This is a genomic window from Desulfotomaculum sp. (genome assembly GCF_982386235.1).
Genome location: NZ_CEVWQM010000012.1, coordinates 83464 through 106651, shown reverse-complemented (window position 1 = coordinate 106651; position 23188 = coordinate 83464). Strand labels below are relative to the sequence as shown.

Annotated in this window: 18 protein-coding genes; all 18 read left to right on the top strand. The window is 45.8% G+C overall.

Annotated features, from left to right (window positions below):
- Positions 1–329 precede the first annotated feature (329 nt).
- A complete protein-coding gene (locus tag AC1U9Z_RS09215; protein WP_479957171.1) occupies positions 330–677 on the top strand; it encodes a putative signal transducing protein in 348 nt (115 codons plus the stop codon).
- Positions 674–1231 carry a nitroreductase family protein gene (locus AC1U9Z_RS09210; RefSeq protein WP_479957169.1) on the top strand — a complete coding sequence of 186 codons (558 nt, stop codon included), beginning with the start codon at positions 674–676 and terminating at the stop codon, positions 1229–1231. Before AC1U9Z_RS09215 ends, AC1U9Z_RS09210 begins: the two co-directional genes overlap by 4 nt.
- A gap of 112 nt (positions 1232–1343) precedes the next feature.
- Positions 1344–2483, top strand: coding sequence for a PucR family transcriptional regulator (locus AC1U9Z_RS09205; RefSeq protein ID WP_333532431.1), 1140 nt, complete (start codon positions 1344–1346; stop codon positions 2481–2483).
- Positions 2484–2702: 219 nt separating this feature from the next.
- Entirely contained in the window at positions 2703–4286 is a 1584-nt protein-coding gene (locus AC1U9Z_RS09200) for an ABC transporter substrate-binding protein (protein WP_479957167.1), read from the top strand.
- Positions 4287–4352: 66 nt separating this feature from the next.
- Positions 4353–5363 (top strand): ABC transporter permease, encoded by a 1011-nt coding sequence (locus tag AC1U9Z_RS09195; RefSeq protein ID WP_479957164.1) that lies wholly within the window; start codon positions 4353–4355, stop codon positions 5361–5363.
- A 13-nt stretch (positions 5364–5376) separates the two neighbouring features.
- Positions 5377–6264 (top strand): nickel transporter permease, encoded by an 888-nt coding sequence (nikC, locus tag AC1U9Z_RS09190; protein WP_333532428.1) that lies wholly within the window; start codon positions 5377–5379, stop codon positions 6262–6264.
- Between the two features lie 13 nt (positions 6265–6277).
- Complete coding sequence (locus AC1U9Z_RS09185; RefSeq protein ID WP_333532427.1) at positions 6278–7252, top strand: ABC transporter ATP-binding protein; 975 nt, start codon at positions 6278–6280, stop codon at positions 7250–7252.
- Positions 7253–8221: an ABC transporter ATP-binding protein gene (locus AC1U9Z_RS09180; RefSeq protein ID WP_479957162.1), complete on the top strand. Its 969-nt coding sequence runs from the start codon at positions 7253–7255 to the stop codon at positions 8219–8221. It abuts the gene before it with no gap.
- A 147-nt stretch (positions 8222–8368) separates the two neighbouring features.
- Positions 8369–9412 (top strand): 2,5-dihydroxypyridine 5,6-dioxygenase NicX family protein, encoded by a 1044-nt coding sequence (locus AC1U9Z_RS09175; RefSeq protein WP_479957160.1) that lies wholly within the window; start codon positions 8369–8371, stop codon positions 9410–9412.
- Positions 9413–9427: 15 nt separating this feature from the next.
- Positions 9428–10537 carry a DUF917 domain-containing protein gene (locus tag AC1U9Z_RS09170; protein WP_479957158.1) on the top strand — a complete coding sequence of 370 codons (1110 nt, stop codon included), beginning with the start codon at positions 9428–9430 and terminating at the stop codon, positions 10535–10537.
- A gap of 17 nt (positions 10538–10554) precedes the next feature.
- Entirely contained in the window at positions 10555–11568 is a 1014-nt protein-coding gene (locus AC1U9Z_RS09165; RefSeq protein ID WP_479957157.1) for an aminopeptidase, read from the top strand.
- A 153-nt stretch (positions 11569–11721) separates the two neighbouring features.
- Positions 11722–12123 (top strand): hypothetical protein, encoded by a 402-nt coding sequence (locus AC1U9Z_RS09160; protein WP_479957155.1) that lies wholly within the window; start codon positions 11722–11724, stop codon positions 12121–12123.
- Positions 12124–12319: 196 nt separating this feature from the next.
- On the top strand, positions 12320–13924 hold the full coding sequence (locus tag AC1U9Z_RS09155) for a peptide chain release factor 3 (RefSeq protein WP_479957152.1): 1605 nt from the start codon (positions 12320–12322) through the stop codon (positions 13922–13924).
- Between the two features lie 457 nt (positions 13925–14381).
- Complete coding sequence (locus AC1U9Z_RS09150) at positions 14382–15737, top strand: sigma-54 interaction domain-containing protein (protein ID WP_333532421.1); 1356 nt, start codon at positions 14382–14384, stop codon at positions 15735–15737.
- Positions 15738–16133: 396 nt separating this feature from the next.
- Positions 16134–18557, top strand: coding sequence for a 3-hydroxyacyl-CoA dehydrogenase/enoyl-CoA hydratase family protein (locus AC1U9Z_RS09145; protein WP_479957150.1), 2424 nt, complete (start codon positions 16134–16136; stop codon positions 18555–18557).
- An 11-nt stretch (positions 18558–18568) separates the two neighbouring features.
- On the top strand, positions 18569–19747 hold the full coding sequence (locus AC1U9Z_RS09140; RefSeq protein WP_479957148.1) for an acetyl-CoA C-acyltransferase: 1179 nt from the start codon (positions 18569–18571) through the stop codon (positions 19745–19747).
- A 55-nt stretch (positions 19748–19802) separates the two neighbouring features.
- Positions 19803–21563, top strand: coding sequence for an acyl-CoA dehydrogenase family protein (locus AC1U9Z_RS09135; RefSeq protein ID WP_479957146.1), 1761 nt, complete (start codon positions 19803–19805; stop codon positions 21561–21563).
- Positions 21564–21756: 193 nt separating this feature from the next.
- A complete protein-coding gene (locus AC1U9Z_RS09130; RefSeq protein ID WP_333532417.1) occupies positions 21757–23100 on the top strand; it encodes an acetyl-CoA hydrolase/transferase family protein in 1344 nt (447 codons plus the stop codon).
- Positions 23101–23188 lie beyond the last annotated feature (88 nt).

Below are 23188 nucleotides of genomic sequence, written 5' to 3'. Positions count from 1 at the left end.
ACCACCACAGTTTAGTTGTGAATCATGCGGTGGTCCAATGTATCCAGAGTATTATAAAGGGATACATGGAATTGAGTATAAAATTTCAGATGTTCTCTAGAAAAAGAAGACCGAGGCGCTTTTTGCCTCGGTTTATTTTATTTTCACCCCTTGACAACATTCCCGCCCTGGGCCTTGGGCTTTTTGTGCATATTTTGTTTAGGGGGTCTTAAGCTAACGGCTGAGGCTAAATCTTGACGACATACTATTATAGCATGATCGATTGTTTTTTGAAGGGAAAGGGTTTGAGTTTCGCGAATGATAGTATAAAAGCATTTGGGGGTGTTGTCATGATCTGCCCGAACTGTAAATGTGAATATAGAGAGGGTTTTTCCCATTGTGCTGATTGTAAGATACCATTGGTGGAGGAAGTAAGGGAAGAGCAAGATCGGATGGTCATCATAAAACCCGGTAAATTATACACGGTGTTTTCTTCGATGGACCTGGGACTTATTGCCATAGCTAAATCTCTTTTGGAAAGTTCCGGCATTCCATACTTTGCCAAGGGCGAATCTCTCCAAGGCTTATTTGGTGCCGGAAATATAGGTTTTAACCCCATATCCGGGCCTGTCCAGATACAGGTAAGGGAAGAGGATGTCCCGGATGCTAAAAGACTACTTGAGGAGCTAGCACCGTGAATGTAATTGAATGCATCAAGCAGCGAAGGAGTAGCCGTTCCTTTAAGGATCAGCCTGTACCAACGGAGGTTTTGCAAGAATTAATTACCCTTGGGACCAGGGCCGCCACCGGTTCCGGTAATCAACCCTGGGGCTTTGTGGTAATTCGTGATCAAGTGGAGCTAAAGAAAATCTCTGATTTATCCAGAGAGCATTGGTTGGCAAACCTGGAACATTACCCCCACATGAGGCAGTACCAAACCATGATGTCCAAGGAAAACTATAATATGTTTTACAATGCCCCCTGTTTGTTGATTATTTATGGAGATAGCCGTTCCCATTGGTATATTTATGACGCTTCCCTTGCCGCAGGCAATATCATGCTGGCGGCAAAAAACTACGGCTTAGGTACCTGCTGGATTGGTAATGCAGAAAATATTTGTGATACCGAAGCGTTTAAGGCAAAATACAATGTACCGAAAAGCTATAAGGTCGTCTGCCCCCTGATCATCGGTTACCCAAAGGCAGAGATCCCTCCCGCCAAACGCAAGCCAGCCTTGATTTTTCACATCTAAACTTTGGGCCATGGGAAAGAGCATCCGGCATAACGACAAAAGGCCCAAAGCCCAAGGCGATTAAGCCACAGCTATCATATTTTGACACAGCCATGGAAACGGAGATAAGACGATGGGAGTAAGCATACGCGATGCCTTGACCTTGGATGTTCTTAAAGACGCACAAATAATCGCGGGGCAAAGGGGTTTTGACAAGCTTATTAAGAGGGTCAGTGTGGTCGAATGTCCTGACTGTGAAGATTATAAAGGATTGTTGAGGGAAGGGGATTTCTTTTTAACAAGCTTTTATGCGGTTAAGGATGATCCGGCATGTCTGGCCATGACGGTCAAGACTTTGATCGAATCCGGTTCCAGTGGTCTTTGTGTGCTTGACCTGTACATGACGGATTTGCCCGAGGAAATTAAGGTCATGGCGGATCGAAAAAGGTATCCAATCTTAATGGTTTCCAGGGACTTGCCCTATGCAGAAATCATTACTGAAATTATGGATTTAATTATCCAAAACAAAGAGAATATCATTATCGAAATGCAAGTGGATAAACTTTTATTGGAGAAGGATATACATAACCTCAGAGGTTTAGCCCGACAGATTAATCCTAAATTCCAGGAGTATGTTGCAGCCGTTTATTGTACCGGGAAAAAAGGAATTTGCAGACTTACTTCGAAGCTAAGGGAAAGTTTTAAGGAACTGCCGGGCTGGTCACTGCTTTCTTATAAGGATGGTATTCTAATACTGATCAGTACACCCAAACAGCTGGAGCATAGCCATTTGATCAAAGAACAAAACTACCTAAGTCAAACCATCGAGGGCTATGTGAAGGAATTTAACCTGGGTATAAGCAGACATTATCGGGGACTGGAAAGTCTGGGTATATGCATTAAAGAAGCTCTTCATGCCAATAGCTTAGGTGAGAAGGTTCTCGGCCAGAAAATCACGAATTATAAGGACTTAGGCGTCTATAGAATTTTATCGGTTGTTAAGGAAGCTCCGGAGGTCAAGGAGTTTCATGATGAGATGATCTTACCCCTGCAGGAGTACGACAGTAAGAGCAATACCAATTTATTTAAGACAGCCCTCTCCTATATTGAAAATGATGGGGATGTTAATAAGACAGCCCAGGAGCTTTTTCAGCATAAGAATACCATTCGCTATCGTTTAACAAAGATCAAAGAGATATTGAATATGGAAGGTCTGGAAGGTAGTTTTTACGAACAGCTTGCGGTGGCGGTTAAAATTCATAAGATGCGATAGCACTTGTTTATTGTACAAAACAAGTGCTTTTCATTTTGTACTTTCGACAAAGGTTGCAGAATCATATTGTCGAAATATACCTAAGTGATCGTATATGTATAAGAAGATGTACATATTCATGCGGATGATGTAAAAACAGGATCAGAACCCAGGTTAATATTGGGGGTGACATCGGTTCGGGGTTGGTTCTGAGACTAGAAAAGGTACGGAGGTGGACTTGTGAATAAGAACAAAACAAGGTTTATAGCATTGATAATTTTTGCCATTTTTGCCCTAACCGTGATTACTGGTTGTGGTGGCGGTAATAAGGCTGATTCGGGAGCCCAGAAGGCTAAAATTGCCTATTATGCCTTTAACAGTGAACCAGTATTGGACTGGGACCCCAGTGTGGAATTTTCCAATGGTATTGTGGTGATGAACAACATTTACGAACCTTTGCTAAGGTTTGACCCCATGGAGAACAAGGTTACTCCCGTTTTAGCCGAGGAATACACCAAGTCCGAGGATGGCTTGACCTGGGTTTTCAAGCTTAGAAAAGGTGTTAAGTTCCATGATGGTACAGAAATGAAAGCAGATGCCGTTAAGTTTTCCATTGAAAGAACGAAGGAACTAAACCAAGGTGCTGCCTACATCTGGGATGCTGTCCAGGAAATAAATATTAAGGATGACTATACCGTAGAGTTCAAACTTAGTTACCCAGCACCCTTAGATTTAATCGCCAGCTGCGGCTATGCAGCATTTATCATGTCTCCCAAGGTGGCGGAACAGCCAGAGGATTGGTTCTCCCAAGGCAATGAAGCAGGCACCGGCCCTTATAAATTGCAAAGCACCAAGATGGGTGAAGAAGTGGTACTAACCAAGTTTGATGCGTATTGGCAAGGTTGGGAAGGTAACCATTTCGACAAAGTAATTATTAAAAAAGTACCTGAGACTTCTTCCCGTCGTCAGTTAGTGGAAAAGGGCGAAGCAGATGTAACCATTGAGCTGCCCTATGAAGATGTGGAAGCCCTAAAAAACAATGCCAATGTGCAAATTATGGATGCCCCGTCTTTCCAAAACCTGTTCTTCTGTTTTAATACGGAAAAGGAACCCCTTAACAATAAGCTGGTAAGACAAGCACTTTCCTATGCTTTCCCCTATGAAGATGTGGTCAAATATGCCATGGGAAGTTATGCTACCCAGGCCAAGGGACCGATCCCTTACGGTCATTGGGGACATGGGGAAAACCTGTTTCAGTACAAGTATGACCTTAATAAAGCCAAAGAGCTATTGGCCCAGGCCGGTATTCCCAATGGCGGCTTCAAACTGCTTTTGACTTATATGTCCGGGGATGAGGCAGAAAAGAAGGCGGCCGAGCTTTATAAAGCAGAACTAGCCAAGTTAAACATTGAGTTAGAGGTAAGGGGTATGCCCTGGGATAGTCAGTGGGAAATGGCTAAGAGCAAAGATCCCAAGAATAGACAAGACATTCTAGGTATGTACTGGTGGGTGGATTATGCCAGTCCCTACAGTTGGCTGTATAGCCTCTTCCATTCCGAAGAGGAAGTTTTATTTAACCTGAACTACTATAAAAATGACAAATTCGATCAGTTAATTGATGATGCCAATGCCAAGAGTGGTATTGATAGAGCGGCTGCAGAGAAAATGTATATTGATGCCCAACAAATGCTGATTGAAGATGTTCCGTCCGTTTTTGCCTACGATAAACAATATGTTTGGGTCTTTAACAAGCAGTTTAAAGGGCTTAAGAGCAATGCAGCCTACCCCAATACCATTTTCTTCTATGATACCTACCGTGAATAAATACCACGAACAAGGGGCTATTGAATAGCCCCTTACACTTTCGTTTTTCCAAAGGAGGGCAGCGAGGTGCGTTCATTTTTACTTAAAAGACTGGGTTTAGGTGTTTTGGTTTTGTTAGGTGTTATTACAGTAACCTTTTTTATTACCCGAGTCATTCCATCGGACCCCGCAGCAAAATGGGTGGGACCACGGGCCACCCCCCAGCAAATTGAAGCAGCCAGGGTAGAGTTAGGCTTGGATCAGCCCTTATACGTGCAGTTTGGCAAGTATGTGGTGGATCTTAGCCAGGGGGATTTCGGCAAATCCCTGCGCAGCCACCAGCCGGTGGCAGAGGAGTTAAAGTCCTATCTGCCGGCCACCATTGAGCTGGTTGTCCTATCAACGATGATTGCGGTTTTCCTTGGTATTCCACTGGGTGTGCTTTCTGCCAAGCGAAAGGATCAGATGGTGGATCACTTTAGCCGGATCTTTTCAGTGGGGGCGGTATCACTTCCCACTTTCTGGGTGGGCCTTTTCTTACAGTTATTGTTTTACCGCTATCTAGGTCTGCTGCCTCTGGGTGATCAGTTAAGCATGGATATTAAACTGTTGTATGAGATTCCGAATATCACAGGCTTTTTGCTTTTTGACAGTTTAATTACCGGTAACTTTGTTATTCTACAAGATGTCTTAATTCATATGATTTTACCCGGTATCACCATTGCCCTATATCCCTTGGGGCTGGTGGCTCGGATGACACGTTCCGCTTTGTTGGAGATTCTTAACGAAGACTATATCAGTGCCGCCAGATCCTACGGTTTGCCAGAGCGTTTAGTTTTATGGAAATATGCCTTAAAAAATTCCCTTGGTCCCACGGTTACAGTGGTTACACTGTCCATTGGCTATACCCTGGTGAACACCTTTTTAATTGAAGCCATTTTTAGCTGGCCAGGGATTGGCAGCTATATTTCTTCTGCTGTGATCAGTTTGGATTATCCGGCCATCATGGGTGTCACGATCTTTTCGGCCGTTGCTTACGTTATCTTAAATTTGGTTGCTGACATAATTATTGCCTTCGATCCAAGGGTTCGCACGTAAAAGGGGTGAAACAATGTCTTTAGCGATTGGAAAAGCTTTAAAACCAAGGATTAAGGAAATGAGATTTTCTTTATATCTATTAAATAGAAATAGGCTTACCAGGTTATCCCTGTTGATTGTGTTGGCCCTAATTGTCATCGCATTAGTGGCACCATTAATCGTACCCTATCCCCAACATATTAGCGTAGAGACCAACCCCCAGGATAAACTTCTGGCACCCTCTGCCCAATATTTTTTTGGCACAGATGAATTGGGCCGGGATATCTTTAGCCGTGTTTTGTATGGTACCAGGATCTCCCTGCAAACTGCCCTGTTGGCTGTTGGGCTGGCTTTGCTCATTGGCATTCCTTTGGGTGCCATAGCCGGGTATTTTGGTGGGTTTGTTGATGAACTGATCATGCGGGTTACCGATGTTTTTCTTAGTTTTCCGCCCTTGCTTTTGGCCATTACCATTGCGGCCTTCATGGGCCCCAGTCTGCAAAATGCCATGTTGGCCATTGCCCTATCCTGGTGGCCCTGGTATACCAGGCTCATTCGTGGTCAAGCAGTTTCCATCCGGGAAAGGCAATTTGTGAAGGCTGCCCGGGCCATTGGTACGCCGCCCTTTAAAATTGTTTTTCAGCATATTGTACCAAACTGTATTTCACCGGTGATTGTTCAGGCCTCCATGGATATTGGCGGCGTGATTTTAACCATTGCTTCCTTGAGTTTCTTAGGCCTGGGGGCGCAGCCGCCGACCCCTGACTGGGGTTTGATGGTGAGTACCAGTCGAAACTACTTTTTAAATGCCTGGTGGTACAGTATTTTCCCAGGCCTGGCCATCTTCGTTACGGTTTTAGTATTTAACCTGCTGGGAGACGGGTTAAGGGAAATAATGGATCCAAAAACCCGAAAGCTTTAGGAGTGGGGAATAAATGAATCATTACTTTGAAATTAAAGACCTCAAGGTGGGTTTTAAAACCTTTGAGGGATATAAAAGGGCCTTGGATATTGAACATCTAGCCATTAATAAAGGGGAGGCCTACGGCCTTATTGGTGAGAGCGGTGCTGGCAAAACAGTGCTTGCTTTAACCATTCTTAGACTGCTGGCCATGCCTCCCTCAGTGGTGGAAAGCGGCCAGATTATTTTTGCCGGGGAGAATCTCCTAACAAAAACAGAGCAAGCAATGAGGCTTTATCGTGGTAAAAGGATCTCCATGATTTTTCAAGATCCCATGTCCACCTTAAATCCGGTTTTCACTGTGGGTGAGCAGCTGCGTCAGGTGATTCAATACAATCGGGGGACTTCAAAAAGGGAAGCTGAAAGGATCGCTTTGGAGACGATCGATCTGGTAAAGCTGCCAGACGCCAAAAACATCATTCAGAAATACCCCCATGAACTAAGCGGCGGCCAACGTCAGCGGATTATTATTGCCATCGCCCTTTCCTGTGGCGCAGAGCTGCTGATTGCGGATGAACCAACCAGAAATTTAGATGTTACGATTCAAGCTGGCATTTTAAAACTGATTGCTGAACTGCAAAGGGATTTAAAAGTATCCGTATTGTTTATTGCCAATAACCCCGGCCTTATCTCTGCGGTCTGTCAGCAGGTGGCCATCTTGCACGAAGGGAGAATTGTGGAAAAGGGCACCGTAAGGGAAGTTTTGCGGGACCCTGTACATCCCTATACCACTGCGTTTCTTAGGGCCATACCAAAGAATAAGCAAGAAAAAATTGACCTAAAAAAATTGGTGGCCTTTGGTGAAGCGGTTAGGAATGGGGGATGTGCTTATTTCTCCAGGTGCTTAAAAAGGCAGGAGCCATGCAGCAGTGCAAGCCCCGCTCTAAAATTGCTGGGTGGCACCCATTTTGCTGCCTGCCATCTTGGTGGAGAAAGGGGTGAGCGATAAATGAGTACGCCTCTTTTATTGGTAAAGGATCTGAAAAAGCATTTTCCCCTTAGGGGTGGTTTTTTGTCCAAGCCAGTGTCCTGGGTCAAGGCTGTGGATGGGGTAAGCTTTGAACTGCACAAGGGGGAAGTGTTGGGTTTGGTAGGGGAGTCGGGCTGCGGCAAAACCACCCTGGTTAGTGTGCTGTTAAGATTGGCAGAACCGACCGCCGGTGAGGTTTTGTTCGAGGGCAAGGATATCTATCAGTTAAACCAGAGGGAATTAAGGGAAATCAGGGAACATTTGCAGATTGTCTTTCAAGACCCCTTTTGGTCCTTAAACCCCAGACTTTTGATCCGGGACATTGTGGGAGAACCCCTCAAGGTGCATGGCAACCCCACCGCCGAAGAAGTGGCTGAAAAGGTGGCCGAGCTTTTGGCCATGGTGGGTTTGCCCAAAGAAGGTGTCTATCGGTACCCCCACGAATTTAGCGGCGGCCAAAGACAAAGGATCGCCATTGCCCGGGCCCTGGCTTTAAAGCCAAAGTTTATTGTGCTCGATGAGCCCACCTCCTCCATTGATGTCTTGTCCCAGGCACAAATTCTTGATCTTTTAAAGGACATTAAGGAGAAATTTGGTCTAACCTATATCTTGATTTCCCATGATTTAAGTGTAGTTAACTACATGTCTGATAAAATTGCTGTCATGTATCTGGGCAAATTGGTGGAGTATGGCACCTCCGAGGAGGTATTTAACCACCCGGCCCACCCCTATACCAAGGCATTGTTTGCGGCTATCCCGGATATTGATACCGAGGGGATCGATTCGCTGGTGACCTTGGACGAGAATGTCCCCAGTGCCATTAATCCCCCCACTGGCTGCCGCTTCCATACCAGGTGTCCCGAAGTCATGGAAGTCTGCAGGGTTAAGGAACCTGAATTGAAGATGGTTGGCGAGGGGCATCAGGCGGCATGTCATTTTGGTGGTTAGTGGTTAGTCGTTGGCTATGTAGATTCTAGACTCAAGGGGACGGTTCTCTTGAGTCAGCAACCCCAAGTGTCTTAAGCCCAGAGACTCAAAAGAACCGTCCCCCTGAGTCGAAAGCCGATTAGAATGATCAGAAACGGAGGCAAAGGAATGACAAAATTATACGGATACGAGTTGCAGAGGGCAGCGGATGTCTTGATGAGGGATATGTTTCAACTTAAGAACGGCGAGACCATTGTTATTACGGCGGACACAGAGTCAGACGAAAGGGTGGTCAATGCTGCAGCCAGCAGTGCCTTTGTCCTGGGGGCAAAACCAATGGTTATTTGGCTGCCGGCACCTCAGGGTGTTGGTAAGGCAGCGGACCCCTTGTTGCCGGTGGAAGCATTGGCAGGGGCCCTAAGCCATGCCGATGCCTGGGTGGAGTTTAACAACCAATGGTTGCTGTACTCCAGTCCCTTTGAGATAGCCATGGAAAAAAACAAAAGACTGCGCTATATCTGTCTGGTAGGCATGGATGTTGACATGATGGTGAGAGTTATTGGCAGAGTGGATGCCAAGGCTTTGTCCGTATTTCAGCATAGGGTGACGGAGCGGAGTGCTCAGGCTAAAAAGATGCGTATTACCACTCCGGCGGGAATGGATCTGGCATTTGAGTTTTTGCCTACCAGAAACATCATTTGTGATGATGGGGATGTTTCACAGCCAGGGGTACATATGCTGGGCGGACAAATTTCCTTCTTCCCGGATTTTGATAGCATTAACGGTACCTTGGTCTTTGACGGCTCACTGGTTCCTCCTTGCGGCTTATTAAAGGAGCCAGTGGTGCTAAAGGTAGAAAAGGGCATGGTTACCGATATCAGTGGCGGGCCACAGGCAATGGAATTTAAAGCCTGGCTGGAGAGTTTTGATGACCCCAATATGTTCCGGGTGGCCCATGGTTGTTACGGCTTTAACCCTGGGGCAAAACTGACCGGCAATATTCTCGAAGATGAAAGGGTCTGGGGCTGCACAGAATGGGGTTTGGGTTATCTCAGTGCCGAAGATGGTCCGCCAGATGGTATTGATGCCAAATCCCACTGTGACGGTATTTGTTTGAATTCGTCCGTTTGGCTGGATGGCCAACAAATTATGGACAAGGGTGTCTTAATCGATCCAGAACTAAAAGAATTGGCGGATCGGATCAAAAAATAATAGAGGTGATGCTGCATGAAAAAGTTAACGAAACAGGATCTGTATGATATTTTATATGGCTGCACCATTCTGGGTACCGGCGGCGGTGGTGCCCTGGAGGAAGGCTTGGCCATGATTGATGATGCCTTGGCTAAGGGCAAGGAATTTATTCTGGTTGATCTCAATGAAGTGCCGGATGATGCCTATATAGCCACACCCTATATGTGTGGGGCCATATCTCCGCTAACGGAAGAAGAAGAAAGAAAATATGCCGGGCTGCCGGTGCTGGAAGAGGAATCTTCGGTTCGGGCCTTCCGGGCCATGGAAGAATACATGGGCAGGGAGTTTTATGGCGTAATATCCACTGAATTGGGCGGCGGCAATACGGCCAAGGCCTTTTATGTGGGAGCACTGACCGGTAAATACATCATCGATGCAGATCCGGCCGGCCGCTCGGTGCCGGAGCTACAGCACTCAACCTACTATATTAATGATTTACCCATCGCCCCCATGGCTGTGGCCAATGAGTTTGGGGATGTTGTGATCCTCAAGGAAGTTGTTAATGACCTGCGGGCGGAAGCCTTAGTAAGGGCCATGGCAGTGGTCAGCAAAAACTCCATCGGTGTGGTGGATCACCCGGCCTTGGCTAAAGACTTGAGAAAGGCTGTCATTCCAGGGGCCATTACCTATGCATTAAAGATAGGCCAAGCCTATCGAGAAGCCAAAGAGGAAAACAAGGATATAGCCGAAGCTCTGTGTCAGGCAGGAAAGGGTTATCTGTTATTTAAAGGAACGGTGAGGGATTTTGGTTGGGATACCATCGATGGTTTTACCGTGGGAGAGACTTTCCTGGAAGGAACCGGGGACTATGCCGGCTCCAACTATAAAATTTGGTATAAAAACGAGCATATTATCGCCTGGCGGGATGGGGAAGTAGATGTAACGGTACCCGATCTTATTTGCATGGTCTGTGAAGATACCAAGGAACCTGTAACGAACCCGAACTATCAAGCGGGTATGAATGTTTCGGTTTTTGCCCTGCCCGCCCCAGAGGAATGGCGCACCGAAAAGGGACTCCAGTGCTTTGGGCCGAAACACTTTGGATATAATATTGAGTATCTTCCCGTGGAGAAAAAATTTGGCTAGTTGGAGTGAGTACCGTGATGGATATAGAAAAAATTAGACCCGGTGTGATTTCGATGTTCAAGGTTAATATGGGGTTACAGGCTGGGGAAAAGGTATTAATTGTTAATGATGTACCCAACCCAGAGCAATGGCAACTTAGCTATGCTGAGATAAGCGATATAGCCACCCGATCCCTGTTTGCCAGGGCAGTGTATGATATTGCCCTGGAGGCATTCGCTGAAAACCAAATAGATTACCTGGTTTTCCCTTCCACCGGGCAAAATGCTACGGAGCCTGCCCCGGAGGTGGCCGAAAAATTCTTAGACTATGACGTTATTTTTCTGCTAACCAGCTTTTCCTTATCCCATACCAATACCCGTGAAAGGGCATCCCAAAAGGGCGCGAGAATTGCCAGTATGCCTGGCATAGAATATGCTATGTTCTTAGAAGATGGCCCAATGGCGGTGGATTATGAAGAGATACGCAGGGAAACCGAGGCCCTTGCTGAAAAATTAACCAAGGCCAAAATTGCCAGGGTTACGACGGAATGGGGTACAGATATTCGCTTCAGCATTGAAAATCGGGCAGGCGGACCGGACACTGGCATTTATGCTGTTAAAGGGGAATGGGGCAACCTCCCCGGCGGAGAAGCCTTTATTGCACCCCTGGAAGGAACCGCCAACGGAACCCTGGTAGTTCCTAAAGGATGGTATCCGGGTCTGGCAGAAGATATGACCCTGGCGTTTCAGGATGGTTATGTGGTATCCCTGGAGGGTGGCGGCAAAGTAGGAGAGGAATTTACCAAGCTATTCTCCTTCGGGGAGGCAGGCTATCAACACCGGAGAAATTGTGCGGAGCTAGGCATTGGCACAAATCCCAAGGCTAAAAAGCCCGATAATGTGTTGGAAGCAGAAAAAATTAAAGGAACGATTCATATTGCCGTGGGGGATAGTTCTCATATGGGCGGGTTAACGGAGTCGGATCTGCATGAGGATTTTGTTTTGCCTAAGCCGCGCCTATACCTAGATGGTGAATTAATTATAGGAAAATAAATAATAACCAGAAAAACTGTCGTCTCAGTGATTGGCAGTTTTTCTATTGTCCGGCCGGGGTTACTTGAGCAAAAAAGTTTCAGAATATACTGTCAGGCGAGTGACAACTTTGTGGCAATTATATATAATGTATGTATGTAATATAGAAAGAAGGTGCTGAAGAGAGATGTTATAAATAAAAAAATAGTTGCCCATGCAGCACTCTTTGGGTTCATCAATACCATAGGTGTTTCTAGCCTGCACTTTTCTCATAAATCATGGCTATTTTTAGCCATCGGTATGCTGTTGGTGCTTTTCAACGCTTGGTTCTATATGCTCTATTGCTACAAGCATGGATCCTATTTAAAGGATAAAGAAAAATACATACTAGGATCTCTTTTCGTTGGAATCCTTGCCCTTAGTAACATTATTTCAGGGAATAAGCTTTTTGCTGCTCAGGTTGCTGTAGACATGACACCCACGAATGTTCTTATGCAATTGATTTTAGGTCCAATCATATCTTGCATGGTAACTGTGCTGCTTTGCAAACAAGATTTTTTAATTAAGGACAAATAGAAGCAGGAGGGACTCAAGGGGACGGTTCTTTTGTGTCGTTGAAACGACACAAAAGAACCGTCCCCTTGAGTCCCCTTTTTGTTTACGATAAACAAAACTTTTCCTAGGGCATTTATCTATTGTATAATTAAGTTTATTGTTGGTATTATGGCTGCATAAATAAAAGAGCTCGTTCAAATGGAGGATAAAATTTCGCATGAATCAAGCAAGAAAAGAAATTCAAAGGCGCAGGACCTTTGCCATCATCTCTCACCCTGACGCCGGTAAAACGACGATGACCGAGAAGCTTCTCCTGTACGGTGGAGCACTGCGCTTGGCTGGAACAGTCAAATCAAGAAAATCCAAGCAACATGCTGTGTCTGACTGGATGGAGTTAGAAAAGCAGAGAGGTATCTCAGTAACCTCCAGTGTACTCCAGTTTGATTATAAAGATCATAAGATTAATATTTTGGATACCCCGGGTCACCAGGATTTTAGTGAGGATACCTACCGAACCCTAATGGCAGCAGACAGTGCTGTGATGCTTATTGACGCGGCCAAAGGGGTAGAGGAACAAACCAAAAAACTGTTCCATGTTTGCCGCAAGCGCGGGATTCCTATTTTCACCTTTATCAATAAAATGGACCGTCATGGTAAAGAGCCTTTGGATCTGTTGGATGAGTTGGAAAAGGTGTTGGATATTAAATCCTACCCGATGAACTGGCCCATTGGCCGGGGCAGTGAATTTAAGGGCATCTATGAACGGGCCACTTCAAAAATAGAACTGTTTACTGGCACCGGTCATGGCAGTACGATCGTAGCAACAAAGGTTGGTGACCTTGGGGACCCGGCCATTGTCGAGTCCATGAGTGAACCGATTTACAATTTACTAAAGGAAGATCTGGAACTTTTAGATTTAGCCGGGGATGCCTTTGATATGGAGCTTGTCTCCCGGGGAGAACTAACACCCGTCTTTTTTGGCAGCGCACTGACTAATTTCGGGGTAGGGGCCTTTTTAGACTCCTTTATCAAAATGGCCCCGGCACCCCATGAAAAGGAATCCAGTGTTGGCTTAATCCAACCTGAACAAGCGGAATTCTCTGGTTTTGTCTTTAAAATTCAGGCCAATATGGACCCGGCCCACAGGGACAGAATTGCCTTTATCCGCATTTGCTCAGGGGTCTTTCAACGGGGTATGACCGTAAAACACGTTCCCACTGGTAAGACCATTCGATTGGCCCAATCAAAACAATTTATGGCCCAGGATGCCACCACCATCGATGAGGCCTACCCAGGTGATATTATTGGTATTTTTGATCCGGGTATATTTAGTATTGGGGATACCCTAACAGAAAAAAGTATTTTTTCCTATGAAGCCATCCCCAAATTTCAACCTGAGCTGTTTGCCCGGGTAAACCTCCGGGACGCTATGAAACGCAAACAATTTGTCAAGGGTATTGAGCAGCTTACCAATGAAGGTGCGGTTCAAAGATTTCGCAACCCGGACATTGGCTTTGAATCACCGATTATTGGGGCGGTAGGCATCCTGCAGTTTGATGTTCTGGAATACCGTTTGACCCATGAGTATGGTGTGGATATTAGCCTGGATCACTTATCCTTTACCTTAGCCAGATGGGCGGTGGGGGAGAACCTAACCGTCCAATCCTTGAAAAGTATGGATAACCTGGTTTTACAGGATGATGATGATAACTTTGTGGTCCTTTTCCGCAACGAATGGGCCTTTAACTGGGAAGCCGAACGGAACAAACAAGTAACCTACCTGGAACATCCTCCTGCCAAAGGAACCGCCATGGCCGGTTAAAAAAGGCATCAGGAAACCCTGCCGTTGGAAATGACGGTAGGGTTTTCTAATGTGACAAAAAGAATCGTTCCGCTGTCGCAAAATGCATGAAAATAACTGTTGATATATGGGCAATAAGTTGATATTCTCATTTTAAGTTGTGGCTTTTCAGTCACCACGCGGAGCAGGATAGGATCAACTAGCCTGAGTCAATGATAGCAAAAGCCGCCTTCTGCTTTGGTGTTAAAGCATGAGACGGCTTTTATTCATTTGTTGTTGTTGTCATTCTCATTACCACAATTTTTCGCCCAGTGTCATGGAGCGATTCTTTACGACCGTATTTTTCAATTTGCTTAAAATAGACAAAATATTCAATTAAATTGATCCTAAAAGCATTTTTGAGGGGAGGTAATCGGCCATTCATAATTTAAATAATCGAAAAAGGGTTGAATGGGAATTACGGGAGAATCCCGAACTTGTGAGGGTTCTTATCGATAACCCCTATGAAGGCTTTATTGCTGTAAATAAAGGTGGTTTTGTAACCTTTATTAGTGACGTTTACCTTGATACGTTAGGCTTAGAAAAAGAAGATACCATCGGCAAACATATTACCGAGATACATTCCAATACGAAGCTTCTCCAGGTGCTGGAGACGGGAAAAGCGATTTCATATGATTATTGGGAAGTTAAAGATATGACACTGATCGTGGTGCGTTTTCCCATATTTAACAATAAAGGTGCGATAATTGGGGCAGTGGGCAAGGCAGTTTTTGTTGATGTACCCTCGGGAAAAAACCTGGGCAAGAAGTTACAGCAGCTGGCCAGGGAGGTGGAATTTTATAAGGAAGAGCTATATAAATTCTACAAAGCAAAATACACCTTTTGCGATCTGATCGGGGAAAGCGGTGCAATTAAAAAAATAAAAAGAATAGCCCAAAAGATTGCCTTATCTGATGCAACGGTATTAATAACCGGGGAGAGTGGAACCGGTAAGGAGTTGTTTGCCCAGGCCATTCATAACGCCAGTTACAGGTCAAGTCATCCCTTTGTACGGGTAAATTGTGCGGCTGTACCGGAAAACCTGCTGGAGACAGAGTTATTTGGCTATGTTGAAGGGGCCTTTACCGGAGCTAAAAAGGGTGGTAAGCAGGGAAAATTTGAATTGGCCCAGGGTGGGACAATTTTTCTGGATGAAATCGGCGAATTGCCCTTAACGATGCAATCTAAACTGCTTAATGTATTACAAGAAAGAGAAATCGAAAGGGTAGGAGGTATCCGAACCGTAAGGATCGATGTGCGGGTTATTACAGCAACCAACCGTAATCTCGAAGACATGGTAAAGCAGGGGACTTTTCGTGAGGATCTTTATTATCGATTAAATGTAATTTCTTTAAAATTACCTTCCCTGCGTGAACGTCAGGAGGATATCCCTCTTTTGGTGAATTATTTTATCGGTAAACTGAATCAAAAACTAAAGTGCAGTGTGGCGGGCTTTACGAAAGAAGCCATGTTGCTGCTTGTAAAACACCACTGGCCTGGAAACATTAGGGAACTGGAAAATACCTTGGAAAGAATTTTTATATTGGCAGAGGATAAAACCATAGCGGTGGATCATTTGCCCCTTTCTTTAAAGGTTAAAAAACGTCATGCGATCCAACCGAAAAACCTCACGTTAGACGAGCTGATCAATCAAACGGAAAAAAGAATTATTTTAGATACATTAAGCAGTGTAAAAGATGACCGTATTGCTGCTGCCGGACTCTTAGGGATACACCTTTCCTCCCTCTATAGAAAAATGAAAAAACATGGTATTAAAAATGGTTTCACCTCCTAGGGGTGAGACTTTTTTTATGATAGGCGAACCCCTCGCTTCTCAATAATAAGAATATTCCCAAAATTAAGAATGCTGTCTGAATCGAAGCAAGGGTACTTTTCCTTTGCAAAAATAAGAATATCTAAATAAATATTCTGAATTGACGGACATTTGGTTTTGCAAACATAGTGTTAAATTCCTTCTGATTTCTTGAGATTCCTTCATAATTTTAGGGATGCACGATTTCGGGCACAAAAAATGCGATTAAGGATTGTCATACAAGCTAATGGACCATCCATTCAATCAGGAGGGGAGGGTATTTGATTATCAACGATGACGTTGCCGATGGTCTAAACAGTAGCGTTTATATCACCTTTGTAAATAAACAAATATGAAGGTCAAAGGGGGAACAAGAGGATGAAGCGCAGCATTAACAAGGCCGCAGTACTTGGTGCCGGTGTAATGGGGGCAACCATTGCTGCACATTTGGCCAATGTGGGTATCCCCACATATTTGCTTGACATTGTACCAAATAACCTTACGCCGGAGGAGGAAAAAAATGGGCTTACGTTGGCAAGCCCCCAGGTAAGAAATCGTTTTGCTGTCAATGGCTTAAAGGGTTTGCTAAAGTCAAGACCCGCAGCCCTTTATGTACCGGAAAATGCAGCATTGATTACGCCGGGTAATTTTGAGGATCACCTGAATGTACTGGCGGAGTGTGATTGGATTATTGAGGTAGTTGTTGAAAGGCTTGATATTAAACAAAGTTTATTTAAGAAGGTCGAAGCCCACCGGAAACCTGGGTCAATTGTATCCACGAACACTTCCGGCATATCCATCAACCGGATTTGTGAGGGCATGTCACAGGAATGCAAGGAGCATTTCCTAGGGACACACTTCTTTAATCCTCCCCGGTATATGAAATTACTGGAACTCATTCCGAATGATGAAACGTTAACGGAAATCATGGGTTTTATGGCAGGGTTTTGTGAACGTGTCTTGGGTAAGGGCGTTGTTATCTGCAAAGACACCCCAAATTTTATTGCCAACCGCATTGGTGTTCATAGCATGTACTCGGTTATCAATGCCATGGTGGAATTTGGCCTGACCATTGAAGAGGTAGACAGCCTAACGGGTCAAGCCCTTTGCCGCCCCAAGAGCGCGTCCTTCCGTACCTTGGATATGGTTGGTTTGGATGTCATGGTACATGTGGCAAAAAACGTCTATGACGTTGCGGTAGAGCCAAGTGAAAAGTCCGTTTTTGAAACGCCTGAGTTTCTAGGGAAAATGATAGAACAGGGCTTATTGGGTGATAAGACCAAGCAGGGTTTTTATAAAAGGGTTAAGACGGATAAAGGTCGTGAAACCTTGGTCTTTGATTACCTAACCTTGCAGTATAGGCCCAAAGAAAAGGTTGCCTTTGACTCCCTTAAGGCGGCCAAAATGGCAGGAAAACCAATTGATCAAATGAAGGCCTTGCTGTTCGGCAAGGACAAGGGAGCACAATTTGCTTGGCGTGTGCAAAGGGACACCCTGGTTTATGCAGCCAACCTGTTGGGTGAAATTGCCGAGGATATCCAGTCCATCGATAAGGCTCTGAGATGGGGCTTTAACTGGGATTATGGTCCCTTTGAAATATGGGATGCCCTTGGTGTTAAGGAGGTTGCCGAACGCATTAAAGCAGAGGGGATCAGCGTGCCACAGGTGGTTGAAGATTTATTGGCATCTGGCAGGACCAGTTTCTACAGCCGGAAGGATAGTAACCGCTATTACTTTGATCGTAACACCAAGGAGGATGTGCAGGAAGAGATCCCGCCGGGGGTTTATTTCCTGAAATCGCTCAAAGAACAAAATAAGGTTATTAAAGCCAATAAGGGTGCCAGCTTGATTGATATTGGTGATGGCGTGGTTTGTCTGGAATTTCATAGCAAGGCCAATGCCATCGGTGATGATATTTTAGCCATGATCAATTACTCCGTAGCCGAAGTGGAGAAAAACTATGAGGGTCTCGTTATTGGTAACGATGGCAAGAATTTCTCGGTTGGAGCAAACCTATTTTTTATTCTAATGGAGGCTGAGGAAGAAGAATACGAAGACCTGGGGATGATGGTGCATTTATTCCAGCAAGCCAATATGCGTTTGAAGTATTGCCATAAGCCGGTGGTAGCTGCCCCGCACGGGATGGCCCTGGGTGGTGGCTGTGAGGTCGTGCTGCATGCACACCGGGTTAACACCGCTGCGGAAGCCTATATCGGACTGGTGGAAGTAGGTGTTGGTCTCATTCCCGGGGCGGGTGGCTGTAAGGAAATGGCTTTTCGGGCTGCTGAGCTGGCGACACCAAAGAGTCAGATTCCGACTGGCGGTACCAACAGCAGCCAACCCATGCTCAATCGTGCCTTTGAAAATATTGCCCTGGCGAAGGTGTCGACAAGCGGTCCCGAGGCCATCAAACTGGGCTATTTACGGTCGGACGATCGTTTTAGCACCAACCGTGAGCGGGTCATTGGGGATGCCAAACGAATGGTACTGGAAATGGCAGCGGCCGGGTTTAGGCCAAGACAGCCCAAGAAGGTGCAGGCTCTCGGTGATGCCGGTTATGCTGCCATCGAATTAGGCATTTACTCCATGCTTTGGGGCCGCATGATCTCCGAACATGATGCCAAGATTGCCAAAAAAATTGCCCATGTTCTAACCGGCGGTGGTGTAACAGCCGGTACAGAGGTAACGGAGCAGGATTTGTTAGATCTGGAAAGGGAAGAATTTTTAAGTTTGCTGGGCGAGCCTAAGACCCTCGACCGGATGAGACATATGCTAAGGTTTAACAAACCACTAAGAAACTAGGGGGGAGAAAAATGAGAGAGGCAGTCATTGTCAGTGCCGTGCGTACTGCCGTAGGCAAGGCACCACGGGGCAGGTTAAAAAATACGCGCCCGGAATATATGGGGGCCGAAGTATTAAAGGAATTGGTCAAAAGAACACCCGGCCTTAACCCGGCTGAGATTGATGATGCTGTTATTGGCTGTGCCTTTCCGGAAGCAGAGCAGGGCATGAACCTGGCGAGATTACTTATCTTAAAGGCCGGTCTACCCGTCGATGTTGCTGCTCTTACCATTAACCGCTATTGTTCTTCCGGCTTGGAGTCGATTGCGATTGCAGCCACTCGAATTATGGCGGGCTTGGCAGATGTTTATATTTGCGGCGGCGTTGAGAGTATGAGTGCCGTTCCGATGGGCGGCAACAAGATTGCTCCGGAACCGGAACTGCTGGCAGCATATCCGGAAGCTTATATGGGTATGGGCTACACGGCTGAAAACGTGGCAGAGAAATACGGCATTAGCAGGGAAGAGCAGGATCGCTTTGCAGTGGCTAGTCATGCCAAAGCGGCCAGGGCGATTGCCGAGGGACGCTTCAACGATCAGATTGTTCCCCTGACGGTTCAGGATAAGGCTCGCTCAAAGGGCAAGCTGATTGTAAAAGAAAGTGTATTTGATATCGATGAGGGCGTGCGGGCCGATACAAAAATCGAAGGACTGGCAAAATTAAAGCCGGCCTTTAAGCAGGGTGGCAGTGTAACGGCTGGGAACAGCTCCCAAACCAGTGATGGGGCGGCCGCTCTCATGGTTATGAGCAGTGACAAAGCCAAGTCCCTGGGACTTAAACCCATGGCCATATTCCGTTCCTATGCGGTGGGTGGCTGTCCGCCGGAATTAATGGGCATTGGGCCAACCGTGGCCATTCCCAAGGCACTAAGGCTGGCGGCAATTACCAAAGAACAGGTGGATTTGTTTGAATTAAACGAAGCCTTCGCTGCCCAGGCCCTTGCCTGCATCAAAGATTTGGCACTGGATCCGGCAAAGGTTAACGTTAACGGTGGAGCCATTGCCTTGGGGCACCCGCTGGGTTGTACCGGGGCCAAATTAACAACCCAACTTCTGTATGAAATGAAGCGTCAGCAGGCCCGTTACGGCGTGGTTAGTATGTGCATCGGTGGTGGCATGGGAGCCGCGGGTGTATTTGAAAGAGTTGACTAACCGATCAACAACGAAAGTCCGTGCAGGTATATAAAATTCAAAGGGGGTCCGTAGGATGGAATTGCAAAAGGGAGCGATGTATTTACTTGAAAATATTGATCCAGAGAAGATCTTTATACCGGAAGACTTTTCGGATGAACAAAATATGATTGCCAATATGGTGGCTGACTTTACCGCAAATGAAATTATTCCGAAGCTGGAGGAAATAGACCATCAAAGGGCAGGATTAAGTAGATCCCTACTTGTTAAAGCAGGTGAATTAGGCCTGTTGGCCGCTGATGTGCCGGAAGAATATGAAGGCGGTGAAATGGGTAAGATTACCTCCGCCATCATCACCGAATACATCTCCTCTGCCGGTAGTTTTTCTGTAAGCTTTTCTGCCCATACCGGGATTGGTTCATTGCCGATTGTGCTTTTCGGTAATGAAAAACAAAAGAGCAAGTATCTACCCGACCTTGCTACGGGCAGAAAGATTGCCGCCTATGCCCTTACCGAACCGATGGCCGGTTCGGATGCTTTAGCCGCCAAGACAAAGGCGGTTCTTACGGAGGACGGAAAATATTATGTACTGAACGGGGAAAAAATTTTTATCACCAATGCATCCTTTGCCGACGTGTTTATTGTTTATGCTAAAATTGACGGGGAAAAATTTACGGCTTTTATTGTGGATAAAGATACGCCGGGCTTTTCCATTGGTCCCGAGGAAAAGAAATTGGGTATTAAAGGTTCCTCAACTTGTTCGCTGATCTTTGAGGATGCCAGGGTGCCGGTTGAGAACCTGCTTGGTGAAATTGGTAAGGGCCATGTAATAGCCTTTAATATTTTGAACATTGGCCGCTACAAGCTGGGCTTGGGTAGTGTTGGTGCTGCCAAAGCAGCCATTGCTAACGCAACGAAATATGCCTTAGAACGCCAGCAGTTTGGTATGCCCATTGCTAAGTTTGGTATGATTCAAAATAAACTTGCCCAAATGGCTGCTAAAACCTATGCCTCTGAAAGCTTAATCTATCGTTTGGTAGGCAACATTGAGGAGTCTTTACAGGGTAAAGGGAATGGTCGGGAAATTGGTGCCGCCATTGAGGAATATGCGGTTGAGTGTTCCATTGCCAAGGTTCATTGTTCCGAGAGTCTTGGTTATGTTACAGATGAAACCGTGCAAATTTACGGGGGTTACGGCTATACCCAGGAATTCCCGGCTGAGAGGATGTATCGGGATGCGAGGATAAATCGGATCTTTGAGGGTACCAACGAAGTAAACCGTCTGATTATTCCGGCCACATTGCTGCGTCTTGGCATGAAGGGGAAGCTGCCCTTGCTTCAAGCGGCTCAAGCCTTGGCCGGTCAACTGCTGTCACTTCAAGTGAAAGCCCCTACAGGGGAGGAAGCCCCTCTTGAAGCAGAGTTTGATATGGTAGATCGGGCGAAGAAACTATTCCTCTTAATAGGTGGCTCAGCAACCCAGAAATATATGAAAAAACTGGCGAAGGAACAAGAAATCATCGAAATAATGGCGAATCTGTGTATTGAAATCTACGCCATGGAAAGTGCCCTATTACGGGCTCAGAAAGCTTTAGCGAAGGATGCAGCAGGTGCCGAAACGAAGCTTGAACTGGCCAGGGCCTATCTTTATGATACCTTCCCGAAGCTGGAGATTTGGGCCAAACAAGCAATTGCCTATATGTTTGACGGTGGTGAAGAGCTGCGGACAAACCTGAGCATCGTTAAACGCCTGAGTAAATACCAGCCTGCCAATATACTTGGGATCAGGCAAAATCTTGCTAAAAAGATACTGGAAGCGGGCAAATATGTAGTTTAACGGATCGCAGTCGTTTTTCAGCTAGGTTATCAGTGAATTCGCTGAGTCGAAGGACTCACGAATTCACTCACCTGTAAAAAAGTTACGGTTAACGCTGTCAGAGGATACGTTTAAGTAAAATTTATAGAATATTCTTGCAAATTGTCCGATTAAAGCCTGGGTAATGAAGTAAATGAATGGGGGCTGATTTTGGATGAGCATGTATGGTGATATGTACAAAAGTAAACTGGTTTCGCCTGAACAGGCAGTCGGTGTTGTGAAATCCGGGGACTGGGTTGAATGGGGCTCCTTTGCTTGTCGTCCTCTCGTATTGGATCGAGCGTTGGCTCGGAGAAAGGAGGAGCTGCAGAATGTAAAAGTTCGGGCTGTATGTACTGTTTATGGCGTGCCTGAGATCGTAAAGACCGATCCTACCAGGGAACATTTTTGTTATAATAATTGGCATTTTAGTGTGATCGATCGTAAATTATCCGACAAAGGGCTATGTTCCTACATTCCGCAGCTTTATAGGGAAGCGATCGGGTATTTAAATAACTATTGTCGGATTGATGTAGCGATGCTGCAGGTTGCACCGATGGATCAGCACGGGTATTTTAACTTTGGTCCAGCTGTTTCCCATGCCTATGCCTGTTGCGAAAACGCTAAGATCGTCATTTTAGAAATCAATCAAAACATCCCCCGGGCCTTGGGGGGGAATTCGGAAGCAATCCATATTTCTGAGGTGGATTATCTCGTTGAAGGTGAAAATACGCCGCTGCAGCAGGTGCCAACGATTCCGTTTTCAGAGGAAGATCGTATCATTGCCAACTATGTGATGGAAGAAATAGAGGATGGTGCCTGTATTCAGCTGGGCATTGGTGGGATGCCAAATGTAGTGGGGAAAATGTTAGCGGAATCGGATTTAAAAGATATTGGGGTACACACGGAAATGTTGGTGGATGCTTTTGTGGATATGTATGAAACAGGTGCATTAACCGGTCGCAAGAAGAAAGTAGATCGCTGTAAGATTGTCTATACCTTTGCTTTAGGCTCACAAAGATTATATGACTTTATTAATAATAACCCGCTGTGTGCAGCATACCCGGTAAATTATACGAATAACCCCAATATCATCGCCCAAAATGATCGGGTCGTGTCGATTAATAACGCTGTGGAAATCGATTTATTCGGGCAGGTAAATTCAGAAACATCCGGCAATCGGCAAATCAGTGGCACAGGCGGGCAGGTGGATTTTATAGAAGGTGCCTATAATTCAAAGGGCGGTAAGAGTTTTATTTGCCTTACCTCCACTTACAGAGATAAAAGTGGGAAGAATATTTCACGGATCAAGCCCCATTTGTCGAGTGGTTCAATTGCCACTACCCATCGGGCGGCTGTTCAATATGTAATAACCGAATATGGCAAGGCGATATTGAAGGGAAAAACAACCTGGCAGCGAGCCGAGGCCCTGATCTCGATTGCCCACCCGGATTTTCGGGCTGAGTTGATCCAGGAAGCGGAAAAGGTTGGCATCTGGCGAAGAAGCAATAAGAGGTAAGCCCCACGATGTAATTGGAAGGTTAAGGAAGAGGCATCCGGTACCTACAAATCCCTACCATGTTCGATGTTCATGGCAAAGGTTTCAT

What these genes read in the sequence shown, in the direction of transcription:
- AC1U9Z_RS09175 (WP_479957160.1), top strand. Translation starts at nt 8,369, where the DNA reads ATGACAAAATTATACGGATACGAGTTGCAGAGGGCAGCGGATGTCTTG.
- nikC (WP_333532428.1), top strand. Translation starts at nt 5,377, where the DNA reads ATGTCTTTAGCGATTGGAAAAGCTTTAAAACCAAGGATTAAGGAAATG.
- AC1U9Z_RS09145 (WP_479957150.1), top strand. Translation starts at nt 16,134, where the DNA reads ATGAAGCGCAGCATTAACAAGGCCGCAGTACTTGGTGCCGGTGTAATG.
- AC1U9Z_RS09215 (WP_479957171.1), top strand. Translation starts at nt 330, where the DNA reads ATGATCTGCCCGAACTGTAAATGTGAATATAGAGAGGGTTTTTCCCAT.
- AC1U9Z_RS09140 (WP_479957148.1), top strand. Translation starts at nt 18,569, where the DNA reads ATGAGAGAGGCAGTCATTGTCAGTGCCGTGCGTACTGCCGTAGGCAAG.
- AC1U9Z_RS09130 (WP_333532417.1), top strand. Translation starts at nt 21,757, where the DNA reads ATGAGCATGTATGGTGATATGTACAAAAGTAAACTGGTTTCGCCTGAA.
- AC1U9Z_RS09135 (WP_479957146.1), top strand. Translation starts at nt 19,803, where the DNA reads ATGGAATTGCAAAAGGGAGCGATGTATTTACTTGAAAATATTGATCCA.
- AC1U9Z_RS09180 (WP_479957162.1), top strand. Translation starts at nt 7,253, where the DNA reads ATGAGTACGCCTCTTTTATTGGTAAAGGATCTGAAAAAGCATTTTCCC.
- AC1U9Z_RS09185 (WP_333532427.1), top strand. Translation starts at nt 6,278, where the DNA reads ATGAATCATTACTTTGAAATTAAAGACCTCAAGGTGGGTTTTAAAACC.
- AC1U9Z_RS09165 (WP_479957157.1), top strand. Translation starts at nt 10,555, where the DNA reads ATGGATATAGAAAAAATTAGACCCGGTGTGATTTCGATGTTCAAGGTT.
- AC1U9Z_RS09170 (WP_479957158.1), top strand. Translation starts at nt 9,428, where the DNA reads ATGAAAAAGTTAACGAAACAGGATCTGTATGATATTTTATATGGCTGC.
- AC1U9Z_RS09155 (WP_479957152.1), top strand. Translation starts at nt 12,320, where the DNA reads ATGAATCAAGCAAGAAAAGAAATTCAAAGGCGCAGGACCTTTGCCATC.
- AC1U9Z_RS09205 (WP_333532431.1), top strand. Translation starts at nt 1,344, where the DNA reads ATGGGAGTAAGCATACGCGATGCCTTGACCTTGGATGTTCTTAAAGAC.